Below are 24,543 nucleotides of genomic sequence, written 5' to 3' on the forward strand. Positions count from 1 at the left end.
TCACGCCCCCTCGAACTGCAACCGCGCCAGTCTCGCGTAAAGCCCGTTCGCTGCCACGAGTTCGGCATGCGTGCCCTGCTCGACGATCCTGCCCTGGTCCATCACCAGGATGCGGTCGCAGGACAAGACGGTGGCGAGGCGATGGGCGATCACCAGCGTGGTGCGGTGGCGCATCAGCTCTTCCAGCGCGGTCTGCACCAGCGTTTCGCTTTCAGCATCGAGGGCGGAGGTGGCTTCATCCAGCAGCAGCAGCGGCGCATCGCGCAGGATGGCGCGCGCGATGGCGATGCGCTGGCGCTGGCCGCCGGAGAGCGTCACGCCGCGCTCGCCGAGCGCCGTCTCGAAGCCTTCGGGCAGCCGGCGGATGAACTCGGCGGCATGCGCGAGCTCGGCGGCCCGCTCGACCTCGGCATCGGTCGCATCCGGCCGGCCGAAGCGGATGTTCTCGCGAGCGCTTGCCGCAAACACCACCGAGTCTTGCGGCACCAGCGCGATGCGGGCGCGGACATCGCGCGGGTCGGCGGACCTGACCGGCACGCCATCGAGCGAGATCGCGCCGCTGCGCGGATCGTAGAAGCGCAGCAGCAGATGAAAGATCGTGCTCTTGCCGGCGCCGGACGGACCGACGATCGCGACCTTCTCGCCCGGATGCACGGTGAACGACACCGCATCGAGCACGTTGACGTCGTGCCGCGCAGGATAGGCGAAGCTGACCCGATCGAAGCCGACCTCGCCGCGCGCCGGCATCGGCAGAGCGCGTGGCGCGGCGGGCGCGGTGATCTCAGGCCTTACATGCAAGATCTCGAACAGGCGCTCGGCAGCACCGGATGCCGCCGACACCTCGCCCCAGACCTCGCTGAGCTGGCCGAGTCCCGCCGCGGCGAACACGGCATAGAGCACGAACTGGCCGAGCCGGCCCGGCGTGATCGCACCGGTGAGCACATCATGCGAGCCGATCCAGAGGATCGCGACAATGCTTGCGAACACGATGAAAATGATGATGGCGGTGAGCACGGCGCGGGCCTGAGTCGAGGTGCGCGCCGCCTCATAAGCCTGCTCGACATTTCCGCCGAAGCGCTTCTCGGCGAACTGCTCGCTGGTGTAGGCCTGCACGGTGCGGATCGCCCCGATCAGCTCGCCGGCATAGGCCGAGGCGTCGGCGAGCGTATCCTGCGCATTGCGCGACAGCCGCCGTACCCAGCGCCCGAAAGCCACCAGCGGCAGCACGATCAAAGGTATGGCCAACAGCACGAAGCCCGACAATTTCGGGCTGGTGATCACCATCATGGCGGCGGCGCCGAGAAACATCATCAGATTGCGCAGCGCGATCGACACCGAGGCGCCGACGGCGGATTTGATCTGGGTGGTGTCGGCGGTGAGCCGCGAGATCAGCTCGCCGCTACGCGCGGAGTCGAAGAAGGTCGGCGAAAGCGAGAGCAGATGCCCGAACACGTCGCGCCTGAGGTCGGCGACGATGCGCTCGCCGATCGTCATCACGAGGTAGTAGCGCGCAGCGCTCGCCAGCGCGAGCACGGCGACCACCGCGAGCATCACCGAGAAGTAGCTGTTGATCAGCTCGATGCCCTCGGGCGTCAGGCCGAAATCGATCATCCGGCGCACCGCAACCGGCACCAGCAGCGTGGTCAGTGCGGCGACCGTCAGCGCGAGGAAGGCCAGTGCCGCGCGGCCGCGATAGCGGCTGATATAGGGCGCGAGCGCGAGCAGCGGCCGCAGCTTGGCGCGGCCCTTGGCCGGCTGCTCGATCAGATCGGCCTCGATCGATGGCGTGTCGGCGGAATTCACCTGGGAATTCACTTGGGAATTCACCTGGGAATTCATTTCAGGCTGATCGACATATTGGTCATCAAGCCGTTCCACTGCGCTCATGAGATCCGACCCATTGCATTCGTTTGCTCCCAATAGGCCGGAGCAAGGGTACTGGCAAATCCGGGGCGTCCCTTAGGGAAGCCCGGTTGACCGCCTGCGATGGCTTGTTTTGCAGGGGATGGTGAGGTATAGAGCCGGCCAAATCCGTCATTCGCGAGCCACCCAAGAAGGCGCCGGGGCGCCGAGGAATTGCCATGAAAGCCGAAATTCACCCGAACTATCATACGATTAAGGTCGTTATGACCGACGGAACCGAGTACCTGACCCGCTCGACCTGGGGCAAGGAAGGCGACACGCTGAACCTCGACATCGACCCGAAATCGCACCCGGCCTGGACCGGCGGCAACGCCCAGCTCATGGACCGCGGCGGCCGCGTCTCGCGCTTCCAGAAGAAGTTTTCGGGCTTTCTCAAAAAGGATTGATCCGGCCACGGGCTGGAGACGAAAAAACGCCCCTGGCAGAGCCGGGGGCGTTTTTGTTTTCTATCACGCTGTCGTTCCGGGGCGGCTCGGAGAGCCGAACCCGGAATCTCGAGATTCCGGGCGCGATGCTCACGCATCGCCCCGGAATGACAGTGAGACCTCTACCGCTCGAACGCAGCCTTCAGCGCGTTGAGGTGCGGCACCAGCGGGTTGCCGATCGCAACGTGTTCGGCGGGCGGGGTGTGGATGGTGGTGTCGAGGCGGCGCACGCGGGTCTGCAGGCTCATCGAACGGTGGATCAGGTCCTGGAGCTGCGCGGGCAGCTTCTCGATGGTGTCGGCGGGACCCGGATCGGCGGCGGTCAGCTTCACCTTGGTCTTCTCGCGATTGGCCTGGCTCAGCGTCATCTCGCCTTCTTTCACCGCGCGGTGCAGCAGCAGCCACGAGGCGAGCTGCATCAGGCGGGTGGTGAGACGCATGCTCTCGGTTGCATAAGTCAGGCTGACGGCACGGTCGAGCGCCTTGGCTTCCGTGCGCCCGGCGCCGTCGAGATAGGCGGCGGTTTCCTCGACGAGGTCCATGCCCTCGCGGAACAGGACGCCGAACGCCGCAGAATTGGTGAACCGCTCGCTGAGTTGAACGAGAGCGCCGTCGGCTTGCAAACGTTCCATGGTTAACGCCCCTTACGCAACTGTCTGACTGTCCGGCTTGGCGCCGGCTTATGATGAACAAATCATTGCCCGGGCAGGACGCCGAGTCCAGCCACAAGCGCGGATATGGTTTCCGCGGGTCTTTCCCAGGGACTCAACCGCAACGAGACGCAAAAAAGCGGCGTGGAGGCAAAAAAAGAGCCGCCGGAGACCGGCGGCTTTGAAAGTTGATAACAGGGAGGCGTCAAACAGAGTGGACAGGAGCCACTCGGTGTCCAAACGAGGACAGTTCCAGTCATAAACCCGAAAGCTTAATCTGGAGTAAACGAGCTAATTTTTTGAGAGTTCGTTAGCCATGTCGGCCAATGGCTGAGTGGGGGTGTCGTGTCCCGGACGCTGTGCCGCACGAACGCCCTCACCGTCGTCCCGGGGCGCCACGAGGGTCGCGAGAATCCATAAGCACGGACGGATGGAGCGGCCCGCCTCTATCAGCGTGCCCGTTTCGATTTCCCGGGGTTATGGATTCCGGGCTCGGCGCTGACGCGCCGCCCCGGAATGACGGCGAAGAGATTACGACTTGAAAACACTGTTCGCCGCATCGCGCGAGGCGCGCTTCTTGGTGGCGGCTTCTTCCAACCTTGCGATCTCGGTCTTGAGCAGGACGACGCGCTCGGTCAGTTCCTCGACCGACAAGAGTGAGAGATCCTGTCCGATTTCATGGCTGATCTTCTTGCGCGGCCGGTCGTCGTCTTCCATCGGCATCGTCGTTCCTCCTGCGTTCGCGGCTGGGGCGGTTGCCAGCTTGGAGCGCGCTGGCTAAGCAATGGCCTCGTTCCCATTTCCGCACCTTTGCTCAAGGACACATCATGGACAAGCTGCCCGCGCAAATGACCGTGGTCGCCATCTCCAAGCACGGCGGACCCGAGGTGCTCGTGCCGGAACAACGGGCCGTGCCGCAGCCCGGTCCTGACGAGATCCTGGTCAAGGTCGAGGCCGCCGGCGTCAACCGGCCCGACGTCGCCCAGCGCTCCGGCGCCTATCCCCCGCCGCCCGGCGCCAGCGACTTGCCGGGCCTGGAGATCGCGGGCGAAGTGGTGGCGGTCGGCAGCAATGCCAAGCGGCACAAGGTTGGTGACAAGGTGATGTCGCTCGTCGCCGGCGGCGGCTATGCGCAGTACTGCATCGCGCAGGACGCCCAGGCCATGAGCGTGCCGCCGTCGCTGTCGATCAAGGAGGCCGGCGCACTGCCGGAAACTCTGATGACGGTCTGGCACAACGTGTTCGAACGCGGCGGCCTCAAGTCCGGCGAGACGCTGCTGATCCATGGCGGCTCCTCCGGCATCGGCACCATGGCGATCCAGCTCGCCAAAGCGTTCGGCGCAAAAGTGTTCGTCACCGTGGGCTCGCAGGACAAGATCGATGCCTGCGTCAAGCTGGGTGCCGACCGCGCCATCAATTACAAGACTGAAGACTTCGTCGCCGTGATCAAGGAAGAGACCAACAAAGCCGGCGTCAACCTGATCCTCGACATGGTCGCCGGCGACTATGTCGATCGCAACTATGACGCCGCCGCAGTTGAGGGCCGCATCGTCCAGATCGCGACCCTCAACGGCCCCAAGGTCAACGTCAACATTGCCAAGGTGATGGTGAAGCGCCTCACCCATACCGGCTCGACGCTGCGCCCCCGTAGTAATGCGGACAAGGCGGCGATGGTGGCCGCGATCGAGGCGAAAGTGATGCCGCTTTTGCGTGAAGGTCGCATCAAGCCGCTGATGGACAGCACTTTCCCGCTGGAAAAGGCAGCCGATGCGCACCGGCGCATGGAGACGAGCGCACATATTGGCAAAATTGTGTTGGAGGTGTAGGCCGCCGGCCCACAGGGCAAGGCGGAAACCCTTTGATTTTCCTCGCTTTCATGGCATCTATCGCGACGCACCGAACCAAGTCTGTCCGGTCTGAAATCGCCTTGCACTCGAAGTTTGCGTCGAACGCGGAGAACTGACCTTGCGTCTGATCAGGTGCCTCGCGCCCATCGCGCTGGGCCTCATGATGCTCGTTGCCGCGTCCCCTGCACGCGCGCTCGACGCTGTCAGCGTTCGCAGTGACGCGCCCGCGATCGATCTCACCGGTGTGCTCGAGCATCAGCGCAGCGATGCCGATCGCATCCAGGTCTCGACCGCGCCCGGCACCGACGGCATCGTCCGCCGCATCGAGGTGCGCGCCCGCGAAGGCGGCCAGAACTGGGTGGTGTTCGCGCTTGCCAACAACACCGACGACCAGCTCGACCGCCTGATCGTCGCCCCGCATTACCGCATCGTCTCGTCAGGGCTGCTCTGGCCCGACCTCGGTCTGTCGCGCATCGCCACCATCACGCCTTCGACCGGTGACCGGCCCGAGCGGCAGGAAAGCCCGACCGCCGATGTCTTCCGCATCACGCTCGACCCCGGCGCCGTCATCACCTTCGTTGCCGAGCTGCGTACCGACAAGCTGCCGCAGCTCTATCTGTGGGAGCCGGAAGCCTACAAGGACAAGGTCAACTCGTTCACGCTCTACCAGGGCATCGTGATCGGCATCTCCGGCTTGCTCGCCTTGGTGCTGACCATCCTGTTCGTGGTGAAGGGCAGCATCATGTTCCCAGCCGCCGCGGCGCTGGCCTGGGCGGTGCTGGTCTATATCGGCGTCGATTTCGGCTTCTGGGGCAAGGTCCTCGACATGTCGAACAACGCCGAGCGCATCTGGCGCGCGGCGGGCGAAGCGATCCTGGCGGCGACGCTGCTGGTGTTCCTGTTTGCCTATCTCAACCTCAGTCGCTGGCATGTGCGCTATTCGCACATCACGGTGGGCTGGCTCGCCTTCCTGGGATCGCTGGTGGCGCTTGCGCTATTCGATCCGGCGGTCGCCTCCGGCATCGCGCGTATCTCGCTGGTGCTGATCGCCTTCGCCGGCTTCGCGCTGATCGTCTATCTCTCCACCCACGGCTTCGACCGCGCGGTGCTGCTGATCCCGACCTGGTTCCTCCTGGTGGTCTGGGTCGTGGCGGCGGGAATGACGGTCGCCGGCTCCGTTACCAACGACATCGTCGGCCCGGCCCTGCTCGGCGGCCTCGTGCTGATCGTGATGCTGATCGGCTTCACGGTGATGCAGCACGCCTTCGCCGGCGGCGGCGCTTCGACCGGTGTCGTCTCCGACATCGAACGGAGGGCGCTGGCGCTGGCCGGCTCCGGCGATCTGATCTGGGACTGGGACGTCTCCGCCGACAAGGTCTTCACCAGTCCCGAGACCGAGGCCTTGCTCGGCCTCAAGCGCGGCACGCTGGAAGGCCCCGCTGCCTCGTGGCTCGAAGTGCTGCACCCGCTCGATCAGGATCGCTTCCGCGCCGCGCTGGACAGCGTGCTCGACCAGCGCCGCGGCCGCCTGGTGCAGGATTTCCGCCTGCGTACGCCGGACGGTCACTTCATGTGGTTCGCGCTGAAGGCGCGCCCGGTGGTCGGCTCCGACGGCGAGGTCTCGCGCGTGGTCGGCACGCTCACCGACGTCACCGAGCTGCGCAACGCCGAAGAGCGCCTGCTGCACGATTCCGTGCATGACAACCTCACCGGCCTGCCCAACCGAAAACTGTTCATGGACCGGCTGGGTGCGGTGGCGCATTTCGCCAAGACCATGCCGACGCTGCGACCGACGCTGATGGTGATCGACCTCGACCGCTTCAAGCAGGTCAACGATTCCGTCGGCATCGCGGTCGGCGATTCCATCCTGCTGACGCTCGCCCGCCGCCTCACCCGCATCCTGAAGCCGCAAGACACGCTGGCACGAATGGCCGGCGACCAGTTCGGCCTGATCCTGCTCTCGGAGCAGGACCCCGCCCGCATCACCGCCTTCGCCGAGACCATCCGCAAGACCATCCGCGCCCCGATCGCCTTCAACGATCGCGAGATCTTCCTCACGGCCTCGATCGGCCTCGCTTTGTCTGATCCGCAGACCCAATTGACGGACGAGATCATCAAGGACGCCGAGCTCGCGATGTATCACTCCAAGCGCATCGGCGGCGATCGCATCGACGTCTACAAGCCGGCGATGCGTGCGCGGAAGACCGACCGGCTGACGCTGGAGAGCGAATTGCGCCGCGCCATCGAGCGGCAGGAGATCACGATCCTGTACCAGCCGATCGTGCGGCTGGAGGATCGTTCGATCGCGGGCTTCGAGGCGTTGGCGCGCTGGGACCATCCGAAGCTCGGGCGCATGGCGCCGTCGGAATTCATCACCATCGCGGAAGAGACCGGGCTGATCGTCGACCTCGGCATGTTCGTGCTCGACCAGACCGCAAAACAGCTCGCGGTGTGGCAGCGCGCGATGCGCTCGCGCGAGCCGATCTTCGCCTCCGTCAACGTGTCGTCGCGGCAGCTGCTGCGCCACGATCTGATCCACGACATCCGCACCGTGCTGTCGCGCTCCTCGGTCGCCCGCGGCACGCTGAAGCTGGAATTGACGGAATCGCTGGTGATGGAGAATCCGGAGCATGCGGCGCAGATGCTGACGCGCATCCGCGAGCTCGGCACCGGGCTGTCGCTCGACGATTTCGGCACCGGCCATTCCTCGCTGGCCTATCTCCAGCGCTTCCCGTTCGACACCATCAAGATCGACCAGTCCTTCGTGCGCACCACCAACCGCGGCACGCGCCCGGTGATCCTGAAGTCGATCATCGCGCTCGCGCACGACCTCGGCATGGACGTGGTCGCCGAAGGCGCCGAGACCGATTCAGACGCGGTCGAGCTTTACCAGATGGGCTGCGAATATGCGCAGGGCTTTGCCTTCGGCGAGCCGATGGATGCCGATGCCGCGATGCGGCTGCTGACGGAAGTGCGGCTGGAAGCGGCGAGCTAGGTTACCTCCCCTGGAGGGTGGCAGCGCGCCGGTGCGCTACCGCCGCCGCTCCTTCTTCTGCTTCCTGAACCGCACGCTCGCACCGTCAGGCATGCGCGTCGCCACAAAGCCGGCGGCGAGGCAGGCTTCGCGTTGCGGCATCTGGATGTCGGGGCTGCGCAGGCTGTCCCACCAGGAGGCACGATGCGCCGCGCGCGGCAGGGCCGCGCCGATGATCTCCTCGATCTGCTCGAAGCTCAGCACCAACTCATCCTGCTTCTGCCGCATCAGATAGGCGCGCAACGCGTCGTAGTCGTTCACAATGGTCCTCTCGTCCCGCTCGCATGAGACTGCCCAAAACCCTGCGCCTCATAAACCGATTCTTAACTCATTGCGGCAAGGCCGTCCTGCCTTAAACACTACTCAAGCTTTCGGGCGCATCCACTAGGATCGGGAGCAAGCGATGCTGTCTGGATGGCGCGAAGTCACGGCCCGCCGGCCGTGGCGGATTTCGGCGAAGCTGCTGATCATCTCGTCGGTGGTGACGGTGATCGGCTTCTCCGCCATTTGCGTCAACGTGATGCTGGACATGCGCCGCGGCGAGGAGGCGCTCGCCCGCCAGACGCTGGAGAATTTGGCGACGACCATCGAGTCCGACGTCAGCCGCAACATCGAGATTTATGACCTGTCGCTGAAGGCGGTCGCCGCCAACATGCTGCTGCCCGAGCTTGCGACGGTCTCGAAGCCGATCCGTCATCTGATCCTGTTCGACCATGCGACCACCGCGAGGCATTTCGGCGCCATCCGGGTGTTCAATGCCGAGGGCCGGCTGACCATCGACGCCTCCACCCTCGACCCGCTGCCGGAGGTCAAGAGCGAGGAAGATTACTTCAGGGTTCATCGCGACAGTCCGGACATCGGGCTCTTCATCAGCCGTCCCATGCTGTTTCGCGGCGCCTATTCCATCGTGCTGAGCCGGCGGGTCAGCGATACCGACGGCGGCTTCATGGGCGTCGTCGCCGGCTCGATCCGATTCAGCTATTTCCACGAATTGTTCGAGCGGCTGAACCTCGACCCCGACGACAGCATCACCGTGCTGAAGCGCGACCGCACCATCATGATGCGGCGGCCGTTCGATCTCGACGTCATCGGCAAGAATCTCGCATCGCAGGGGAGCTGGAAGGCCGACAATCTCAAGGCCGGCGGGTCCTATGCCGGCCAGGGTCCGGTAGACGCGACGCCGCGGCTCTATTCCCGGAGCGGCGACAGCGGGCCGCTGTTCGTGGTGGCGGGCAAGCCGCTGACCGCCGTGTTCGAGCTCTGGCAGAGGGAAGCCTATCGCATCGGCGCCGTGGTCCTGGCGCTGATCCTGTTCATGCTGGCCTCGACGCTGGTTCTCGCGCGCGAGATCGGCCGACGCGCCGAGGCCGAGCACAAGCTCGAGGAGATGGCGACGACGGACGCGCTCACCGGCCTGAAGAACCGCCGCAAGTTCGATTCCGTCATCGACGTCGAATGGCGCCGCGCGATGCGCCAGAAGACGCCGGTCGCGCTGTTGATGATCGATGCCGATCACTTCAAGGCTTACAATGATACGTTCGGCCACCAGGCCGGCGACCAGGTGCTGGTCGGCATCGCCATCTGCATTTCCGACTCGGTGAGCCGCGCCGGCGACTGCGCGGCGCGCTATGGCGGCGAAGAATTCGCCGTACTGCTGCCGAACATTTCGGCCACGGATGCCTTCAAGATCGCCGAGACGATCCGGCTCAAGGTGCAGGGCTGGTCCGACGATCAGGCGAGCACAACGGTCTCCTGCGGCATCGCCAGCCTCGTTCCCAGTGCCGGCATGGACTGGCCCGTCCTGGTCGCCGCCGCCGACAAGGCGCTCTATGCCGCCAAGGCCGGTGGGCGCAACCAGTCGGTGGTCGCGAGCTTGCCGCAGTTGTCGCTGGTGGCGTGAGGGATTCGTCTGGATGTCATTCCGGGGCGGCTCGAAGAGCCGAGCCCGGAATCTCGAGCTTCCGGGTTCGATGCTACGCATCGCCCCGGAATGACGTCAAAGGTGAGGTCAGGTCCCCAGATACTTCTTCATCTCCGCGATCAGCCCATCGCGCAGCTCCGGGCGCGTCATGCCGTAGGCGATGTTGGCGCGGAGGAAGCCGGGCTTGGAGCCGCAATCGTGACGCTCGCCCTCGAACTCGACGCCATAGAATTTCTGGGCCTTGGCAAGACCGATCATGGCGTCGGTGAGCTGGATCTCGCCGCCGGCACCGCGCTCCTGGGTTTCCAGGATCTTGAAGATCTCGGGCTGGAGGATATAGCGACCGGTGATCGAGAGATTTGATGGCGCGGTGCCCTTGGCCGGCTTTTCGACCATGCCGTCGACCTCGAACATCTTGCCGTTGCGCTTTCCGACCCCGCAGATGCCGTATTGATGCGTCAGGTGATCGGGCACCGCCTCGACCGCGACCAGATTGGATTTCTCGCCGAGCGACGATGCCATATCGATCATCTGCTTCAGGCAACCGGGCGTGTTGAGCACGAGCTCGTCCGGCAGCACGACTGCAAACGGCTCGTTGCCGACGATGTCGCGCGCGCACCAGACCGCGTGACCGAGGCCGAGCGGCGCCTGCTGGCGCGTGAAGCTCACGGCGCCAGCGTCCGGCTGGTTCTGCGCCAGGATCTCCTGCTCGGCCGTCTTGCCGCGCGCCTGCAGCGTCGCGTCGAGCTCGAACATCCGGTCGAAATGATCTTCGATGACGTTCTTGTTGCGGCCTGTGACGAAGATGAAGTGCTCGATGCCGGCCTCCTTCGCCTCGTCATAGACGTACTGGATCAGCGGCTTGTCGACGATGGTCAGCATTTCCTTCGGCATCGCCTTGGTGGCGGGCAGGACGCGGGTGCCGAGACCGGCGACGGGGAATACGGCTTTGCGAATTTTCATGGGATCGATCGAATACCTGAGGACGTGAACACAGCAATGGCAACTTGCTAGCCTGTTTGCAGCCGCCAACAAAGGCGGATGTGGGGCCTCGCCCCGACAGAGTTAAGAAAAAGGCCGTCACCAAAATTTCACCTTTGTTAAGCTATTGGCAACGCCTACCAGGCCTCCTGATGGCGGAATTTCAGGCCGATGGGTGGGACATGATGCAATCAGTGGCACGACTGGCAGGACGGACTGGGTCCGTGACCGGCGCGACGATGATTGCGGCGGCTTTGCTGCTGCCTGCATGCGCGCACGCCCAGGCGCAGAACGGCCTATCGAACCTGTTCGGCGGCATCTTCTCCGGCCCGAACGCGGCGCCGTCGCAAGCCTCACCCGTCCCCGGCAGCGCACAAACTGGAGCTCAACCTTGGAGCGGCGAGGACGGCGCCTCCGGCCATCCGCTGATGACGGCCGCTGCGATCCGCGAGGCCGCGGGCAATTTCAACAATTGTGTCGCCGCGATGTGGCCGGATGCCGCACGGCGCAGCATCACGCAGGAGAACTTCCAGCGCTTCACCGCAGGCCTCAGCCCCGATTTGCGCATCATGGATCTGATGGACTCGCAGCCGGAGTTCACCAAATCGATCTGGGACTACCTCGACATTCTCGTGAACGACAACCGCCTCGCCAAGGGCCGCGAGATCCTCGCCACATACAAGGCGCAGTTCGACGCCACTGAAAAGGCCACTGGCGTCGACCGCTACATCATCGCCGCGATCTGGGGCATCGAGTCCAATTACTCGACGCAGATGGGCGACCGCAGCGTGCTGCAATCGACCGCGACGCTCGCCTGCATCGGCCGCCGCCAAACCTATTTCAAGGACGAATTCCTCTCCGCGCTGGAGATCCTCAACCGCGGCGATCTCAGGCCTGAGCAGCTGCGCGGCTCCTGGGCTGGCGCCTTCGGCCCGACCCAGTTCATGCCGACCGCATTCAAGCGCTTTGCCGTCGACGGCGACGGCGACGGGCGGCGCGACGTCGTCGACAATCCGTCCGACCTGATCGCGTCGACCGCCAACAATCTGAAGAAGGACGGCTGGCAGGCCGGCCAGACCTGGGGCTACGAGGTCGTGGTGCCGCAAGGCTTCAACTACATGCTGGCCGACCGCGCCAAGGCGATGACGATCGCCCAATGGGAGAAGCTCGGGCTGAAGCGCCCGAACAACCAGCCCTTCCCGCATCCGGCCGAGAAGGCTTATCTGCTCGCGCCGGCCGGCGCGCAAGGACCAGGCTTCCTGATGCTGCAGAATTACCGCGTCATCATGAAGTACAATCCGGCTGAGGCCTATGCGCTGGCGATCGGGCATTTCGCCGACCGCTTGCGCGGCGGGGGCCCCTTCGTGCAGCCCTGGCCGCGGCAGGAACGGGAGCTGTCGCGCACCGAGCGGCTGGAACTGCAGCAGCTGCTGGCCCAGCGCGGCTTCTACAAGGGCACCCCGGATGGCCAGTTCGGCGGCCAGACCCGGGAAGCCCTGCGCAATTTCCAGGCCTCGATCGGCGTGCCCGCCGATGGTTTTGCCTCCTCCGACGTGCTCGACCGGCTGCGCGGCAGGTAAAATCGCGCCGAAAGTAACCCTGAACAGGGATTTTGGCAGGCAGCCTTGACCGGGGCGGCTGTTCCCCGGTGTATGGCAGAAGATTCTGCGACAGAATCTGCCCGTTTGGCGCCTGATTCCGTTATTATATTCGAGCCACTTCCAATCCCGTTGCGCTGCCCGAGATCGCATGTCGAAGAAGTCCCTGTTCAAGGCGCTGACCGAGACCGGCCCGCTGATCGCGCTGGGGACGGCGCTTGCGATCCTGGTGTCGGTCGCGGCCCCGGCCTCGGCGCAATTCTTCAACTTCCCCGGCTTCGGCGGCCCGCCACAGCGCGCGGCGCCACCGCCACCACGTGGTGGAGGTGGCGGCGGCTGGTTCGGCGGCGACTTCTTCGCACCATTCCAGCAACAACAGCCGCAGGCGCCGCGCCAGGATTTTTCGCGCGCGCCGGCGCCGGCCAAGCGCGACACCATCCCCGACAAGAACGTGCTGGTGATCGGTGACGCCATGGCCGACTGGCTCGCCTATGGCCTCGAGGACGCCTACGCCGAGCAGCCCGACATGGGCGTGATCCGCAAGCACAAGACCACCTCGGGCCTGATCAAGTACCAGCCGAAGGGCTTGCCCGCGGATTGGGCGGCTGCGGCGAAGGGGATCCTGGAGACCGAGAAGCCCGAAATCATCGTGGTCATGCTTGGTCTCAACGACCGCATCGCGATCCGCGAGCCTGTGGCCGACAAGTCGGACAAGGCCTCTGACAAGGACAAGAAGAACGACAAGGGCGCGCGCGGCAAGCCACCGGGCAAGCCCGGCGAGGCCAAGCCCGACACCGCTGCCAAGCCTGAGGACAAACCCGCCGCGGATACTGACCTGCCGCAGGATGACGCCGACAACGCCGATACGCCGGCAGCCGCTGCGCCGGAGAAGACGGCGCGCAACCCGAATGGTCTCTACGAATTCCGCGACGAGCGCTGGGTCGAGCTCTACGGCAAGAAAATCGAGGAACTGGCCAACGTGCTCAAGGCCAAGGGCGTGCCGGTGCTCTGGGTCGGTCTTCCCGCCATCCGCGGGCAAAAGGGTACGGCGGACATGCTGTTCCTGGACTCGCTCTACCGTGAAGGCGCGGCCAAGGCCGGCATCACCTATGTCGACGTCTGGGACGGCTTTGTCGACGAGGCCGGCCGCTTCCTTCAGAAGGGCCCGGACTTCGAAGGCCAGATTCGTCAGCTCCGCAGTTCTGACGGCGTCTATTTCACAAAACCCGGCGCGCGCAAGCTCGCGCACTATGTCGAGCGCGAGATCACGCGCCTGCTTGCGGGCCGCTCCGGTCCGATCGCACTGCCGAGCGAGCCGGCGACGCCCGACACCAGCGCCGAGCCGGGCAAGCCCGCGCCGCGGCCGCTGGCCGGACCGATCGTGCCGCTGGTCGCGGCCTCGATCTCGACCGATCAATTGCTGGGCGGGCCAGGCTCGCGTCCAGCCGCGGTCGATGCACTCGCTGCGAAGACGATGGTGAAAGGCGAGCCGCTGAGCGCCCCCGCCGGGCGCGCCGACGACTATGCCTGGCCGCGCCGCGAAGTCGGACGCGAGCAGGCCAAGGGCGATACGCCGATGGCGACGACGACGCCTGACGGCAGCGCTGCTCAGGGTTCACCGGGTGCGGCCGCCGCGATCGCGCCGCCAAAGCTCGCGCCGAAGAAGCCGCAACAGCTTCAGCTTCCGCCGCAGCAGCCGGCACAGGCAGCGCCGTCATTCCGGGATTTCTTCGGCTTTGGCTCTCCGCAGCCACCGCGTCAACTGGCGCCAGCCCCAGGCCCCCGCAATCCGAATCCGGCGATCCCGCGGCCGCCGGGTAATGTCGGGCGCGCGGCGGAAGCGATCCGGTAAATCGTATCTCTGATTTGACTCGTCATTCCGGGCGCGCAAAGCGCGCGCCCCGGATGACGGGTCTAGCTGTTAGCCCTAATAGCGCCAGCGCGGCGGCGGACGGCGGGCGGGGCGCGACATCAGAAGCGCGAGTGCGAAGCCGATGCCGGCCGCGGTCAGCAGCGCGCCGAGCGGGTTGTCCTGCACCTTGCGGGCGATGGCTTGCGTGCCGTCGCGGAACGTATCGCCGCTGGCCTCATAGGCATCCTTGGCGTAGCTGGAGGCGGTATCCGCAGCTTCGCGCGCCGCGTCCTTCGCCTGGCCGTACAGGTTCTGCACCGTGCCTGCGGCTTCCCGTGCCTTGCCTGAGGCCTGCGTTTTTGCATCGCCCGCCATCTCGCCCACGGTGCCTTCCACGCCGCCTGCCATTTCCTTGGCTGATCCAATGATCCGATCCGCGTCCATGATAATCCTCCTCGGTGATCAGCCGAAGTAACCGATCAGAAGCAGCGCGGTTCCTTGCCATGGCCTACAGAATGAGGCCGCCATCGACGACCAGCGTCTGGCCCACGATGTAGGACGACAGCGGCGAAGCCAGGAACAGCGCCGCGCCCGCCATGTCGGCCGGCGTGCCCAATCGCCGCAGCGGGATGCGCGCGAGCGCGCCTTCGAGTCGCTTGGGATTGTCGGTGGTCACCTTCGTCATCTTGGTGTCGACCAGACCGGGCGCGATGCCGTTGACGCGGATGCCGTCCTCAGCCCAGGCTTCGCCCAGCGTACGTGTCAATCCGACAGCGCCCGTCTTCGAGGCGTTGTAGGCGGGATTGCCCATAGTGGAATGATAGGCCGCGGTCGAGGACACCACGATCAGCGCGCCCTTCGCATCCCGCAGCATGGAATGAAACCGCGTGGCGCAGGCCATCAGGCTCATCAGGTTGACCTCCACGACCTTGCGGAAGCCGGCCATCTCGAATTCGCCGCGGCGATAGAGCACCGCGCCTTGCGCGAGCACCAGGATGTCGAGCCGCTCGAAGCATGGCTTGAACGCCTCGATCGCGCCGGCATTGCTGACGTCGAGCTGCGCGTAGGCGAGGCCGGTGAGATCAGAGCCTTCCTCAATCGAATAATCCTCGGGCCGAGCACGCGTGCCGCAGACGGCGAGATGCGCACCCCTGGCGCGAAAAGCTTGCGCAATGCCGTTGCCGATGCCGCTGGAACCGCCGACCACCAGCACCTGCCTGCTTGAGAAATCGAGCTCGTTTGCCATCGCGGCCTCCCGTTTGTTTTTGCTTGTTTGACCTGTCTGCGGATCGATGCCAGCCTTGTCAATCATAACAAGAACAAGCAGGGCGCGAGGAAGCAGCATGTCCGAATTCAAACAGCTCAGCCGGTCTGTAAAGGGCCTGACCGTCCTCGTCACCGGCGCGGCCAGCGGCATGGGACGTGCCACCGCGCGCGTGTTCGCCACCGAAGGTGCGAACGTTGCCGTGACCGATTATGATGAGCAAGGCGCACATGCGGTTGCCAAGGAAATCGCGGCAAGCGGCGGAGCAGCGAGGGCGTGGAAGCTCGACGTTGCCGATGGCGGCGAGATCAAGCGCGTGGTCGGCGATGTCGCGGCGCATTTCGGTGGGCTCGACATCGTCGTCAACAATGCCGGCATCTCAGTGCGGGTTGCGATCGACGACGAGGCCTATGAGGACGCATGGGCCAAGGGCCTCGCCGTGATGCTGACGGCGCATCCGCGCGTGATCCGCGCCGCGCTGCCGCATTTGCGCAAGTCGAAGTGCCCGCGCATCCTCAACATCGCCTCGACCGAGGCGCTCGGCGCCACTGCCCTGCACAGCCCCTATTCGGCGGCAAAGGGCGGCGTTGCGAGCCTCACCCGTTCTCTGGCGGTGGAGCTCGGCCGCGAGGGCATCACCGTCAACTGCATCTGTCCCGGCCCGATCCGCACGGCCATCACCGATCGCATCTCGGAGGAGCACAAGACCATCTATGCCAAGCGCCGCACTGCACTCGGCCGTTATGGCGAGCCTGAAGAGGTCGCGCATGTGACGCTCAGCCTGTGCCTGCCGGCCGCCTCCTTCATCACCGGCGCGGTGATCCCGGTCGACGGCGGCCTGATGGCCCGGAACGCGTAAGAGCCATGCGCGCGGCGCGTTGACATCGCCGGGCGCGGGAGGCATTTTTTTCCACAAACAGAGCGGGAAAACTGCTCAGAGATGCGGGAGAAATCGCCATGACGATCGCCATCCGGCAGCTTCAGAAGCATTTTGTCGGCGAGGTTTCGGGCCTCGATTTGCGCAAGCCACTCACGGCGGATGAGGCGCGCGAAGTCGAGGCCGCGATGGACAAATATGCGGTGCTGGTGTTCCACGATCAGGACATCACCGACGAGCAGCAGATGGCGTTCGCGCTGAATTTCGGCCAGCGCGAGGATGCGCGCGGCGGCACCGTCACCAAGGAGAAGGACTATCGGCTGCAATCCGGCCTGAACGATGTCAGCAATCTCGGCAAGGACGGCAAGCCGCTGGCGAAAGACAGCCGCGCGCATCTGTTCAATCTCGGCAACTGCCTCTGGCATTCCGACAGCTCGTTCCGTCCCATCCCCGCAAAATTCTCGCTGCTGTCCGCGCGCGTGGTGAACCCGAAGGGTGGCAACACCGAATTCGCCGATATGCGCGCGGCCTATGACGCACTCGACGACGAGACCAAGGTTGAGATCGAGGACCTCGTCTGCGAGCACTCGCTGATGTATTCGCGCGGCTCGCTCGGCTTCACCGAATATACCGACGAAGAGAAGGAGATGTTCAAGCCGGTGCTGCAACGTCTGGTGCGCACGCACCCGGTGCATCGCCGCAAGTCGCTGTATCTGTCATCGCATGCCGGCAAGGTCGTCGGCATGAGCGTGCCGGAGGGCCGTCTATTGCTGCGCGATCTCAACGAGCACGCGACGCAAGCAGAGTTCGTCTATGTCCACAAATGGAGGCTGCATGACCTCGTGATGTGGGACAACCGCCAGACCATGCACCGCGTCCGCCGCTACGACCAGTCGCAACCGCGCGACATGCGCCGGGCAACGGTGGCGGGCACCGAGCCGACGGTGCAGCAGCAGGCGGCGGAGTAGCGCCTCATTCACGATACGTGGTCATCGCCCGGCTTGCTCCGGGCGATCCAGTACTCCGAGACGGTTGTATCGCGCCGATAGGCTGCCGCGTACTGCATGCCCCCGATCAAGCCGGGGCATGACAGCGAGGGTGACGTACGACACCGGACGACGGCCAACAACTACGCGTGCCCGGCCTCGTTGGAGAGCATGCCGGGATCAATGCCGATTTTCTGCAAAGCGCGGTTGTATTTGTCATCGACGTCGTCGCCGAAGATCAGATCCGCGTCCGCGTCGCAATGCAGCCAGCCGTTGCTCTGGATCTCGGTTTCGAGCTGGCCCGGCGCCCAGCCGGCATAGCCGAGCGCGAGGATGGCGTGCTTGGGGCCGGAGCCGTTGGCGATCGCACGCAGGATGTCGACGGTCGCGGTGAGGCAGACGCCGTCGTCGATCCGCAGCGTCGCGTTCTCGATGTAGAAGTCGCTGGAATGCAGCACGAAGCCACGGCCGGTGTCGACCGGCCCGCCGCGCAGCACCTTCATGCTTTCGGCATTTTCCGGCAGCTTGATGTGCTCGCCCTTTTTGACGATGCCGAGCTGCATCAGGAGCTCGGGGAAATCGATGGAGCCCGCGGGATGATTGACAATGATTCCCATCGCGCCCTCGGCGGAATGGGCGCAGAGATAGATCACGGAGCGCTCGAAACGGGGATCGCCCATCACGGGCATTGCAATCAGGAGCCGGCCGTCGAGATAACCGGCCGAATTGGGCAGCGCGGGGCCTGCGCTGCGGGTGCTGTCGCCCGTCCTCTTGCCTGTAGGAGCCATGGTGAAGCACTCCGGTTTCAATTCCTATCCTGATGTCGGGCCCGGCCGCTGTCAAATCAAGGCTTGCAGAGACCTGGTCCAGATGCATCCATCACAAGCAATTCAATGGTTTGCCCTAGGGCGCCCCTGTAAAGACGTGCCATGACCAGCATAGTTCCCCTGCGTGCGGCGATTGGCGTCGCGACAACCCTGATCGCAGCGTCGCTGGCATCCGCAGCCCGTGCCGACGACGCTTCGCCGTGGCAGCGCGACGGACATTCCGCAGTGCGGCTGGTTGCGGGCTCGCGCAGCGGCGCTGTCCTGCTTGGCGGTATCGCGTTCCAGCTCCAACCGGGATGGAAGACCTACTGGCGCGTGCCCGGCGACTCCGGCGTTCCGCCGCGGTTCGACTTCTCCAAGTCGGACAATGTCGAAGCGGTGACCGTGATGTGGCCGGCGCCGCTGAAGTTCGACGACGGCGCGGGCGGCCATTCGATCGGCTATCGCGACCAGATCGTGCTGCCCCTGCGCATCGTCGCCAAGGCCGCCGACAAGCCAGTGACCTTGCGCGCCGAGATTAACTATGCGGTGTGCGAGAAGCTCTGCATTCCCGTCGAAGCCCGCGCCGAACTCGGCTTCAACAGCGTCGCCTCGACCGAGGACGCCAATCTGCGCGCGGCGCTCGACACCGTGCCCAAGCCGGCCAATATCGGCGATCCCAATCCGCTTACCATCCGCGACGTCAAGCGCGAGGGCAACAAAGTGGTCGTCGACGTGGTCGCGCCGGCGGACGCGCGCAACGTCAATCTGTTCGTGGAAGGGCCGACGCCCGATTGGGCGCTGCCGATTCCGAGCCCGGTCCATCACAGCCCGCCGGACGTGAAGCGATTTTCCTTCGAGCTCGACGGGCTGCCGCCGGGCGCCAAGCCCGACGGTGCGGCGCTGAAGTTCACGCTGGTGGGACCGGACAAGTCATACGAGTTCAATACGAACTTGGAGTAGCGTCGTCCCAATCCGAGCCGTGGTCCGGGACAAGCGCAGCGAATCGGAGCGCGGACCCACTACCTCAGGAGTAGTGGTGGCGCGAACTCGTTGCCCGAGCCTTCGCTCCAACTTCTCCCTGGGGCAACGGATCCTGGCCTTCGCCTGGCCTTCCGGGACGACGTTGCGGTTTCTACAGCACGCCCACCCAACCGAATCTTAACGAGTGGTTGCTAATTCCCGGGCCTGCCGCAGTATGCGGGCGGGGAACTCGAATTGGCCGTGATGGATGCACAACCCGCAACGACCGGACCAGCCGGGTTGATCGCGCGGCTGCGCGGCAGGCTGACGGGCGGCTCGAGCGAGGCCTCGCTGACGCGGCGGCTGGCCGCGACCATCTTCGTCATCCGCGTCATCAGTGCAGGCCTCGCCTATGTCTCGCAGATCCTGCTCGCGCGTTGGATGGGCACGTCCGACTACGGCATCTATGTCTATGTCTGGACCTGGGTGCTGCTGCTCGGCAGCATGATGGATTTCGGCATTTCCGCTTCCGCGCAAAAGATCATTCCGGAGTACCGCGCCAGCGGCGCGCATGCGTTGCTGCGCGGCTTTCTCTCCGGCAGCCGCTGGCTCACCTTTGCCGTCTCCGCTCTGGTGTCGCTCGGCCTTGCCGGCATCGTCAGGCTGCTGTCACCCTGGATCGATCCGGCCGAGGTGCTGCCGCTCTATATCGGCTGCATGACGCTGCCGGCCTTCGTCGTCGCCAACACCCAGGACGGCATCGCGCGCTCGCACGACTGGATGCAGCTCGGCCTGATGCCGCAATTCATCATCCGCCAGGCGCTGATCATCGGCATCACGGCATGCGCTTTCCTGCTCGGCTATCATCTCGGCGCAGTCGCGGCGATGGTCGCGAGCCTAGGTGCGGTGTGGATCGCGATGGCCGGGCAGATGCTGGTGCTGAACCGCAAGCTCGCCGATCACATCGAACCGGGCCCCAAGGCCTACGACATCGGCGGCTGGCTGGCGGTCTCGCTGCCGATCCTGCTGGTCGAGAGCTTCTACCTGCTGCTGTCCTACACCGACGTGCTGGTGCTGCAGCAGTTCCGCCCCTCCGACGAGGTCGGCGTCTATTTCGCGGTGGTGAAGACGCTGGCGCTGGTTTCCTTCATCCACTACGCGATGTCGGCAACGACCGCGCATCGCTTCGCCGAGTTCAACGCAAGCGGCGACAAGGCGCGGCTGTCTGCCTATGTGGCGCACGCCATCAGCTGGACATTCTGGCCGTCGCTGGCGGCGACCATCCTGCTGCTTGCGTTCGGCAAGCCGCTGCTCTGGCTGTTCGGGCCGCAATTCACCGTTGGCTACGATCTCATGTTCGTCGCCGCGATCGGGCTGGTGGTGCGCTCTGCAATCGGGCCGGTGGAGCGGCTGCTCAACATGCTGGGCCAGCAGAAGATCTGCGCGCTCGCTTATGCGCTGGCTTTCGTCATGAACGTCGTGCTCTGCATCGCGCTGGTACCGCGCTACGGCAGCCACGGCGCCGCCGCAGCGACCTCGATCTCGCTCACCTTCGAGACGGTGCTCCTGTTCTGGATCGTGCGGCAGCGCCTCGGCCTGCACGTGCTGGCGTTTGGCAAATAGGGGACGCGCGACCCTACTCCTGGGGAACGGCACGTTCGCAGCATGCCTCGGAACGAAGCGAAATTCCTACCGATTTGCCGTCCGCAGCATGATTTTTCTTATTGGACCCAGGTAGTTGCATGCGGGAGGAATTTCATTCTACGTCATGTTGCTCAACCGACGAGATCGACCTAAGATTCCCCGGACATGTTTGATCCACTCTACGTCGCCTCTGGATTCGGCGTCGGCTTGCTCGTCGGCATGACCGGCGTTGGCGGCGGTTCGTTGATGACGCCGCTGCTGATCCTGCTGTTCGGCATTCATCCCTCCACGGCGGTCGGGACCGACCTGCTCTATGCCGCCGCCACCAAGACCGGCGGCAGCCTGGTGCATGGCTGGTCGCGTAGCGTGCACTGGCCGGCGGTGCTGCGACTCGCCTGCGGCAGCATTCCTGCGAGCGCCGTGACGCTGCTGGTGCTGTGGAAGCTCGACCTCAGAAGCGATTCCGAGCGTAGCCTCGTCAATCTCGTGCTGTGCTTCGCGCTGATCCTGACTGCGACGTCGCTGATCTTCCGCAAGGCCATCATGGATCGCTACCGCAAACGCCTCGAGCAGGTCGACGCGCGCACCACCGCGATCGCGACCGTGATCACCGGAATCGTACTCGGCGTGCTGGTCTCGATCTCGTCGGTCGGCGCCGGCGCAGTCGGCGTCACTGTGCTCCTGCTGCTCTATCCGCGCCTGCCGATGGCGAGCATCGTCGGCTCCGACATCGCCCATGCGGTGCCGCTGACGCTGGTTGCCGGCATCGGGCACTGGGCGCTCGGTGACGTCGACTGGGCGCTGATGGGCGTGCTGCTGCTGGGCTCGCTGCCCGGCATCATCGTCGGCAGTTTTAGCGCAACGCGCGTGCCCGAGACGGTGCTGCGCCTGACGCTGGCGAGCGTGCTGTTCGTGGTCGCCGGCAAGATCATGTTCGCGGAGCTGAACTTGTCATCGGCGATCGTGACGGCCCTAGCGTGGACGCATTAAACCAGAGACCGCGCCCCACTCTCACTGTCGTCGCCCGGCTTGAACGGGCGATCCAGTATTCCGAGAAAGCTGTGATTGAATGGATAAGCCGCGGCGTACTGGATGCCCCGGCCAAGCCGGGGCATGACAGCGAGCTAGCTGAACCGACGCGAACTACTCCGCGGTCCAGCCGCCGTCGATCGACAGATTGCTGCCGGTGATCTGCGCGGCATCGTCGCTGCACAGGAACAGGGCGAGCGCGGCAACCTGCTCGGAGGTGACGAACTCCTTGGTCGGCTGCGCATCGAGCAGCACGTCGTTGATGACCTGCTCGCGCGTCAGATTGCGCGCCTTCATCGTGTCGGGGATCTGCTTCTCCACCAGCGGCGTCCAGACATAGCCCGGGCTGATGCAGTTGCAGGTGATCTTGTGGGTCGCGAGCTCCAGCGCCACGGTTTTGGTGAGACCGGCGATGCCGTGCTTGGCCGACACGTAAGCCGATTTGAAGGGCGAGGCGACGAGTGAGTGTGCCGACGCCGTGTTGATGATGCGGCCCCAGCCCTTCTTCTTCATGCCGGGCACGGCGGCGCGAATGGCATGGAAGGCCGACGACAGGTTGATGGCGATGATCTGGTCCCACTTCTCGAGCGGAAACTCCTCGATCGGCGAGACGAACTGGATGCCGGCATTGTTGACGAGAATGTCGACCGAGCCAAACGTCTTCTCGCCGAGCGCGATCATCCCGGCGATCTCGGCGGGCTTGGTCATGTCGGCCGGCGAGTAGATCGCCTTGACCTTGAACTCGGACTCGATCTTGGTGCGCTCCTTCTCGATATCCTCGGGCGAGCCGAAGCCGTTGATGACCACGTTGGCGCCGGCGGCGGCGAAGGCGCGTGCGTAAGCGAGCCCGATGCCGCTGGTCGATCCGGTCACAACGGCGTTCTTGCCTGACAGACTACCCATTCTATTCGCTCCTTTTTGCCGGGGGTGCGGTGACGTCCCCCGTGAGATCGTAGGTCACCATGGTCTCGCCGGACTGCGGCTTCTCGAGCCAATCCTTGTGGCGCATCGACAGATGCACGTCGCGCACCCCGGCTTCCCAATGCTCGACCATGGCGACATGCGAGAAGTCGTAGTCCTTGGACGAGGATTCGTAGTTCTTGCTGCGATAGATCAGATGCACCACCGTGACGGTGCTTTCGCGCGACGCTTTCGCGAGGAATTCGACGGAAGGATCGTTCTTCAGGTAATCCGGCAACTTGCTGATGAGATCTCGCACCGCCCTGCGGGCGTTGTGCAGCTGCTTGTTCTTGTCGGTGTTCATCCGCGTGCGGCTGGAATAGCGGATGTCTTTCTCGCGCTCGGCGGCCTCGAGCAGCGAGGTGGGCAGATCGCCGCGCGCGGAAAACAGGTCGACCTGGAAGATCAGCATGTCGCGGTCGACCTCGGCATCGAGCACGTAGTCGAGCGGCGTGTTGGAGGCGATGCCGCCGTCCCAGTAATGCTCGCCGTCGATCACGACGGACGGAAAGCCCGGCGGCAGCGCACCGGAGGCCATGATGTGCTCGGGTCCGATGGTCTTGCCGAGCTTCTTGAACGCGTAATTGTCGAAATATTTGAAGTTGCCGGAGGTGACGCCGACCGCGCCGACGGACAAGCGCGTCTTCAGATCGTTGATGCGATCGAAATCGACCAGACGCTCCAGCGTCTTCTTGAGCGGCGCGGTGTCGTAATAGCTTTCCGCCTCGGGGTGCCCCGGTGGCCAGAGCGGCGCCGGCGGCACGCGGGGTACGAAGAAGCCGGGCACACCGAAGGTCGCGATCAGCGCTGCGCTCGTCGAGTTGAACAGCTCGCGGCTGCGATCGCTCTTGCCGATCGGCTTCCACGGCACCGGCGCCGACACCATCTCCCAGAATTCCTTCAACCGCTTGACGCGGGTGTGGCCCTCATTGCCGGCGATGATCGCTGCGTTGATAGCACCGATCGAGATGCCGGCAACCCATTCCGGCTCGAAGCCGTAGCCGCATAGCGCCTGGCAGGCGCCGGCCTGATACGAGCCGAGCGCGCCACCGCCCTGGAGAACCAGGACGCGTTGCGCATTCGCGGGGATGCTGGCGGTATCAGGACGATGATCTGTCATGAGGGAACATTAGCAAAAGGCAAGCCACCGTGGCGACACTCCGCCGCGGCGTCAATGCATCCAGGATCAAGTCTGGCTTATCGAGGGTCCGCCGAAGCCAAGATCATGGTCCAGAACACCTTGTACTTGGTGCCGGGAGCATAGCCCGCTGCGATGCCAAGTTTTGTGACACCGCTTTTGAGCATGTTGGCGCGGTGGGGTGGCGAGTCGCGCCAGCCGGAAAACGCTTCGGCCAGCGTATGATAACCGGCCGAGACGTTCTCGACGGCCACGGTCGCAGGATAGCCGCCGGCGGCGAGCCGTTTGGCGAGCGGCGCGCGAACGTCGTGGTCCATCTTGTTGGCGGCCGCCATAGCCTGGGACTGGGATTCGGCGAGCCGCATCAGATCGGAATCGATCACGACGGTGCCGAGCCCGTTGTTCTGGCGGTATTGCGAGATCATCACGGCGGCGGCCTGCGCATCGAGCTTGGCGCCCGGGACAGCCATGTCAGTATACATGGACGGCTGCTGGACCAGCGCTTCGTTGCCGGCGCAGCCGGCTAGAAGCAAAGTGATGGATATTGCGGCCGCAGCGCGCATGAATCAGGCCCCCAAATGAGGGGCCGTTGTTGCATATCAACCGTGGCTGAAAGGTGAATTTTGGGGAAAATTTGACCCGACG

At 64.7% G+C, this 24,543-nt stretch carries 22 protein-coding genes; 11 read left to right on the forward strand and 11 right to left on the reverse strand.

The genetic code is table 11. From position 1 onward, the window contains the following. On the reverse strand, positions 1–1,839 hold the full coding sequence (locus IVA98_RS34100) for an ABC transporter ATP-binding protein/permease (protein WP_247304912.1): 1,839 nt from the start codon (positions 1,837–1,839) through the stop codon (positions 1–3). A 242-nt stretch (positions 1,840–2,081) separates the two neighbouring features. Here IVA98_RS34100 and rpmE point away from each other — a divergent pair, with 242 nt between their 5' ends. After that, positions 2,082–2,309, forward strand: a complete 228-nt coding sequence (rpmE, locus tag IVA98_RS34105) for a 50S ribosomal protein L31 (RefSeq protein WP_007599895.1) — start codon at positions 2,082–2,084, stop codon at positions 2,307–2,309. 161 nt (positions 2,310–2,470) lie between these two features. On the opposite strand, the gene rcdA is transcribed toward rpmE, so the two are convergent. Together rcdA and IVA98_RS34115 are read right to left on the reverse strand one after the other, a co-directional pair. Continuing rightward, positions 2,471–2,980: a protease adaptor protein RcdA gene (gene rcdA / locus IVA98_RS34110; RefSeq protein ID WP_008569199.1), complete on the reverse strand. Its 510-nt coding sequence runs from the start codon at positions 2,978–2,980 to the stop codon at positions 2,471–2,473. 549 nt (positions 2,981–3,529) lie between these two features. After that, the gene (locus IVA98_RS34115) at positions 3,530–3,721 is read right to left on the reverse strand and encodes a DUF1192 domain-containing protein (RefSeq protein ID WP_247304707.1); all 192 of its coding nucleotides are present in this window, start codon (positions 3,719–3,721) and stop codon (positions 3,530–3,532) included. A gap of 104 nt (positions 3,722–3,825) precedes the next feature. Here IVA98_RS34115 and IVA98_RS34120 point away from each other — a divergent pair, with 104 nt between their 5' ends. Both IVA98_RS34120 and IVA98_RS34125 read left to right on the forward strand, forming a co-directional pair. Next, the gene (locus IVA98_RS34120; protein WP_247304710.1) at positions 3,826–4,824 is read left to right on the forward strand and encodes an NAD(P)H-quinone oxidoreductase; all 999 of its coding nucleotides are present in this window, start codon (positions 3,826–3,828) and stop codon (positions 4,822–4,824) included. A 139-nt stretch (positions 4,825–4,963) separates the two neighbouring features. Beyond that, positions 4,964–7,840: an EAL domain-containing protein gene (locus tag IVA98_RS34125; RefSeq protein ID WP_247335013.1), complete on the forward strand. Its 2,877-nt coding sequence runs from the start codon at positions 4,964–4,966 to the stop codon at positions 7,838–7,840. Between the two features lie 36 nt (positions 7,841–7,876). On the opposite strand, the gene IVA98_RS34130 is transcribed toward IVA98_RS34125, so the two are convergent. Then, positions 7,877–8,140 carry a DUF7662 domain-containing protein gene (locus IVA98_RS34130; protein WP_247304715.1) on the reverse strand — a complete coding sequence of 88 codons (264 nt, stop codon included), beginning with the start codon at positions 8,138–8,140 and terminating at the stop codon, positions 7,877–7,879. Between the two features lie 142 nt (positions 8,141–8,282). Here IVA98_RS34130 and IVA98_RS34135 point away from each other — a divergent pair, with 142 nt between their 5' ends. Then, the gene (locus IVA98_RS34135; protein WP_247356648.1) at positions 8,283–9,779 is read left to right on the forward strand and encodes a sensor domain-containing diguanylate cyclase; all 1,497 of its coding nucleotides are present in this window, start codon (positions 8,283–8,285) and stop codon (positions 9,777–9,779) included. 108 nt (positions 9,780–9,887) lie between these two features. Here IVA98_RS34135 and galU read toward each other — a convergent pair whose 3' ends face one another. After that, a complete protein-coding gene (gene galU, locus IVA98_RS34140) occupies positions 9,888–10,763 on the reverse strand; it encodes a UTP--glucose-1-phosphate uridylyltransferase GalU (protein ID WP_247304721.1) in 876 nt (291 codons plus the stop codon). 200 nt (positions 10,764–10,963) lie between these two features. Here galU and IVA98_RS34145 point away from each other — a divergent pair, with 200 nt between their 5' ends. Then, the gene (locus tag IVA98_RS34145) at positions 10,964–12,361 is read left to right on the forward strand and encodes a lytic murein transglycosylase (protein WP_247304917.1); all 1,398 of its coding nucleotides are present in this window, start codon (positions 10,964–10,966) and stop codon (positions 12,359–12,361) included. 169 nt (positions 12,362–12,530) lie between these two features. Further along, a complete protein-coding gene (locus IVA98_RS34150) occupies positions 12,531–14,231 on the forward strand; it encodes an SGNH/GDSL hydrolase family protein (protein ID WP_247356650.1) in 1,701 nt (566 codons plus the stop codon). A gap of 75 nt (positions 14,232–14,306) precedes the next feature. On the opposite strand, the gene IVA98_RS34155 is transcribed toward IVA98_RS34150, so the two are convergent. Then, positions 14,307–14,675: a CsbD family protein gene (locus IVA98_RS34155; RefSeq protein ID WP_247277787.1), complete on the reverse strand. Its 369-nt coding sequence runs from the start codon at positions 14,673–14,675 to the stop codon at positions 14,307–14,309. 64 nt (positions 14,676–14,739) lie between these two features. Beyond that, positions 14,740–15,477 carry an SDR family NAD(P)-dependent oxidoreductase gene (locus tag IVA98_RS34160; protein ID WP_247356652.1) on the reverse strand — a complete coding sequence of 246 codons (738 nt, stop codon included), beginning with the start codon at positions 15,475–15,477 and terminating at the stop codon, positions 14,740–14,742. A 97-nt stretch (positions 15,478–15,574) separates the two neighbouring features. On the opposite strand from IVA98_RS34160, the gene IVA98_RS34165 reads away from it, so the two are divergent. Further along, positions 15,575–16,354, forward strand: a complete 780-nt coding sequence (locus IVA98_RS34165) for an SDR family NAD(P)-dependent oxidoreductase (RefSeq protein ID WP_247304729.1) — start codon at positions 15,575–15,577, stop codon at positions 16,352–16,354. 98 nt (positions 16,355–16,452) lie between these two features. Next, positions 16,453–17,340 (forward strand): TauD/TfdA dioxygenase family protein, encoded by an 888-nt coding sequence (locus IVA98_RS34170; RefSeq protein WP_247356654.1) that lies wholly within the window; start codon positions 16,453–16,455, stop codon positions 17,338–17,340. A gap of 161 nt (positions 17,341–17,501) precedes the next feature. On the opposite strand, the gene IVA98_RS34175 is transcribed toward IVA98_RS34170, so the two are convergent. Beyond that, complete coding sequence (locus IVA98_RS34175) at positions 17,502–18,146, reverse strand: YqgE/AlgH family protein (protein ID WP_247304735.1); 645 nt, start codon at positions 18,144–18,146, stop codon at positions 17,502–17,504. Positions 18,147–18,287: 141 nt separating this feature from the next. On the opposite strand from IVA98_RS34175, the gene IVA98_RS34180 reads away from it, so the two are divergent. From IVA98_RS34180 to IVA98_RS34190, 3 genes are all read left to right on the forward strand, one after another. Beyond that, positions 18,288–19,127, forward strand: a complete 840-nt coding sequence (locus tag IVA98_RS34180) for a protein-disulfide reductase DsbD domain-containing protein (protein WP_247335008.1) — start codon at positions 18,288–18,290, stop codon at positions 19,125–19,127. 255 nt (positions 19,128–19,382) lie between these two features. After that, the gene (locus IVA98_RS34185; protein WP_247304741.1) at positions 19,383–20,750 is read left to right on the forward strand and encodes a flippase; all 1,368 of its coding nucleotides are present in this window, start codon (positions 19,383–19,385) and stop codon (positions 20,748–20,750) included. A gap of 186 nt (positions 20,751–20,936) precedes the next feature. Next, positions 20,937–21,761, forward strand: coding sequence for a sulfite exporter TauE/SafE family protein (locus IVA98_RS34190; RefSeq protein WP_247356656.1), 825 nt, complete (start codon positions 20,937–20,939; stop codon positions 21,759–21,761). 153 nt (positions 21,762–21,914) lie between these two features. Here the strand turns inward: IVA98_RS34190 and IVA98_RS34195 are convergent, their stop codons facing one another. From IVA98_RS34195 to IVA98_RS34205, 3 genes are all read right to left on the reverse strand, one after another. Beyond that, positions 21,915–22,703, reverse strand: a complete 789-nt coding sequence (locus IVA98_RS34195) for a 3-hydroxybutyrate dehydrogenase (protein WP_247304747.1) — start codon at positions 22,701–22,703, stop codon at positions 21,915–21,917. A 1-nt stretch (position 22,704) separates the two neighbouring features. Continuing rightward, a complete protein-coding gene (locus IVA98_RS34200) occupies positions 22,705–23,880 on the reverse strand; it encodes a DUF3734 domain-containing protein (protein ID WP_247304748.1) in 1,176 nt (391 codons plus the stop codon). Positions 23,881–23,957: 77 nt separating this feature from the next. Then, the gene (locus tag IVA98_RS34205; protein ID WP_247304750.1) at positions 23,958–24,461 is read right to left on the reverse strand and encodes a CAP domain-containing protein; all 504 of its coding nucleotides are present in this window, start codon (positions 24,459–24,461) and stop codon (positions 23,958–23,960) included. Between the last annotated feature and the right edge of the window lie 82 nt (positions 24,462–24,543).

It is taken from the genome of Bradyrhizobium sp. 160, assembly GCF_023073735.1.
Lineage (GTDB): Bacteria > Pseudomonadota > Alphaproteobacteria > Rhizobiales > Xanthobacteraceae > Bradyrhizobium.

Coding starts and splice junctions, on each gene's coding strand:
- IVA98_RS34100 (WP_247304912.1), bottom strand. CDS start 1,839: ATGAATTCCCAGGTGAATTCCCAAGTGAATTCCCAGGTGAATTCCGCC.
- rpmE (WP_007599895.1), top strand. CDS start 2,082: ATGAAAGCCGAAATTCACCCGAACTATCATACGATTAAGGTCGTTATG.
- rcdA (WP_008569199.1), bottom strand. CDS start 2,980: ATGGAACGTTTGCAAGCCGACGGCGCTCTCGTTCAACTCAGCGAGCGG.
- IVA98_RS34115 (WP_247304707.1), bottom strand. CDS start 3,721: ATGCCGATGGAAGACGACGACCGGCCGCGCAAGAAGATCAGCCATGAA.
- IVA98_RS34120 (WP_247304710.1), top strand. CDS start 3,826: ATGGACAAGCTGCCCGCGCAAATGACCGTGGTCGCCATCTCCAAGCAC.
- IVA98_RS34135 (WP_247356648.1), top strand. CDS start 8,283: ATGCTGTCTGGATGGCGCGAAGTCACGGCCCGCCGGCCGTGGCGGATT.
- galU (WP_247304721.1), bottom strand. CDS start 10,763: ATGAAAATTCGCAAAGCCGTATTCCCCGTCGCCGGTCTCGGCACCCGC.
- IVA98_RS34145 (WP_247304917.1), top strand. CDS start 10,964: ATGATGCAATCAGTGGCACGACTGGCAGGACGGACTGGGTCCGTGACC.
- IVA98_RS34150 (WP_247356650.1), top strand. CDS start 12,531: ATGTCGAAGAAGTCCCTGTTCAAGGCGCTGACCGAGACCGGCCCGCTG.
- IVA98_RS34155 (WP_247277787.1), bottom strand. CDS start 14,675: ATGGACGCGGATCGGATCATTGGATCAGCCAAGGAAATGGCAGGCGGC.
- IVA98_RS34160 (WP_247356652.1), bottom strand. CDS start 15,477: ATGGCAAACGAGCTCGATTTCTCAAGCAGGCAGGTGCTGGTGGTCGGC.
- IVA98_RS34165 (WP_247304729.1), top strand. CDS start 15,575: ATGTCCGAATTCAAACAGCTCAGCCGGTCTGTAAAGGGCCTGACCGTC.
- IVA98_RS34170 (WP_247356654.1), top strand. CDS start 16,453: ATGACGATCGCCATCCGGCAGCTTCAGAAGCATTTTGTCGGCGAGGTT.
- IVA98_RS34175 (WP_247304735.1), bottom strand. CDS start 18,146: ATGGCTCCTACAGGCAAGAGGACGGGCGACAGCACCCGCAGCGCAGGC.
- IVA98_RS34180 (WP_247335008.1), top strand. CDS start 18,288: ATGACCAGCATAGTTCCCCTGCGTGCGGCGATTGGCGTCGCGACAACC.
- IVA98_RS34190 (WP_247356656.1), top strand. CDS start 20,937: ATGTTTGATCCACTCTACGTCGCCTCTGGATTCGGCGTCGGCTTGCTC.
- IVA98_RS34195 (WP_247304747.1), bottom strand. CDS start 22,703: ATGGGTAGTCTGTCAGGCAAGAACGCCGTTGTGACCGGATCGACCAGC.
- IVA98_RS34200 (WP_247304748.1), bottom strand. CDS start 23,880: ATGACAGATCATCGTCCTGATACCGCCAGCATCCCCGCGAATGCGCAA.
- IVA98_RS34205 (WP_247304750.1), bottom strand. CDS start 24,461: ATGCGCGCTGCGGCCGCAATATCCATCACTTTGCTTCTAGCCGGCTGC.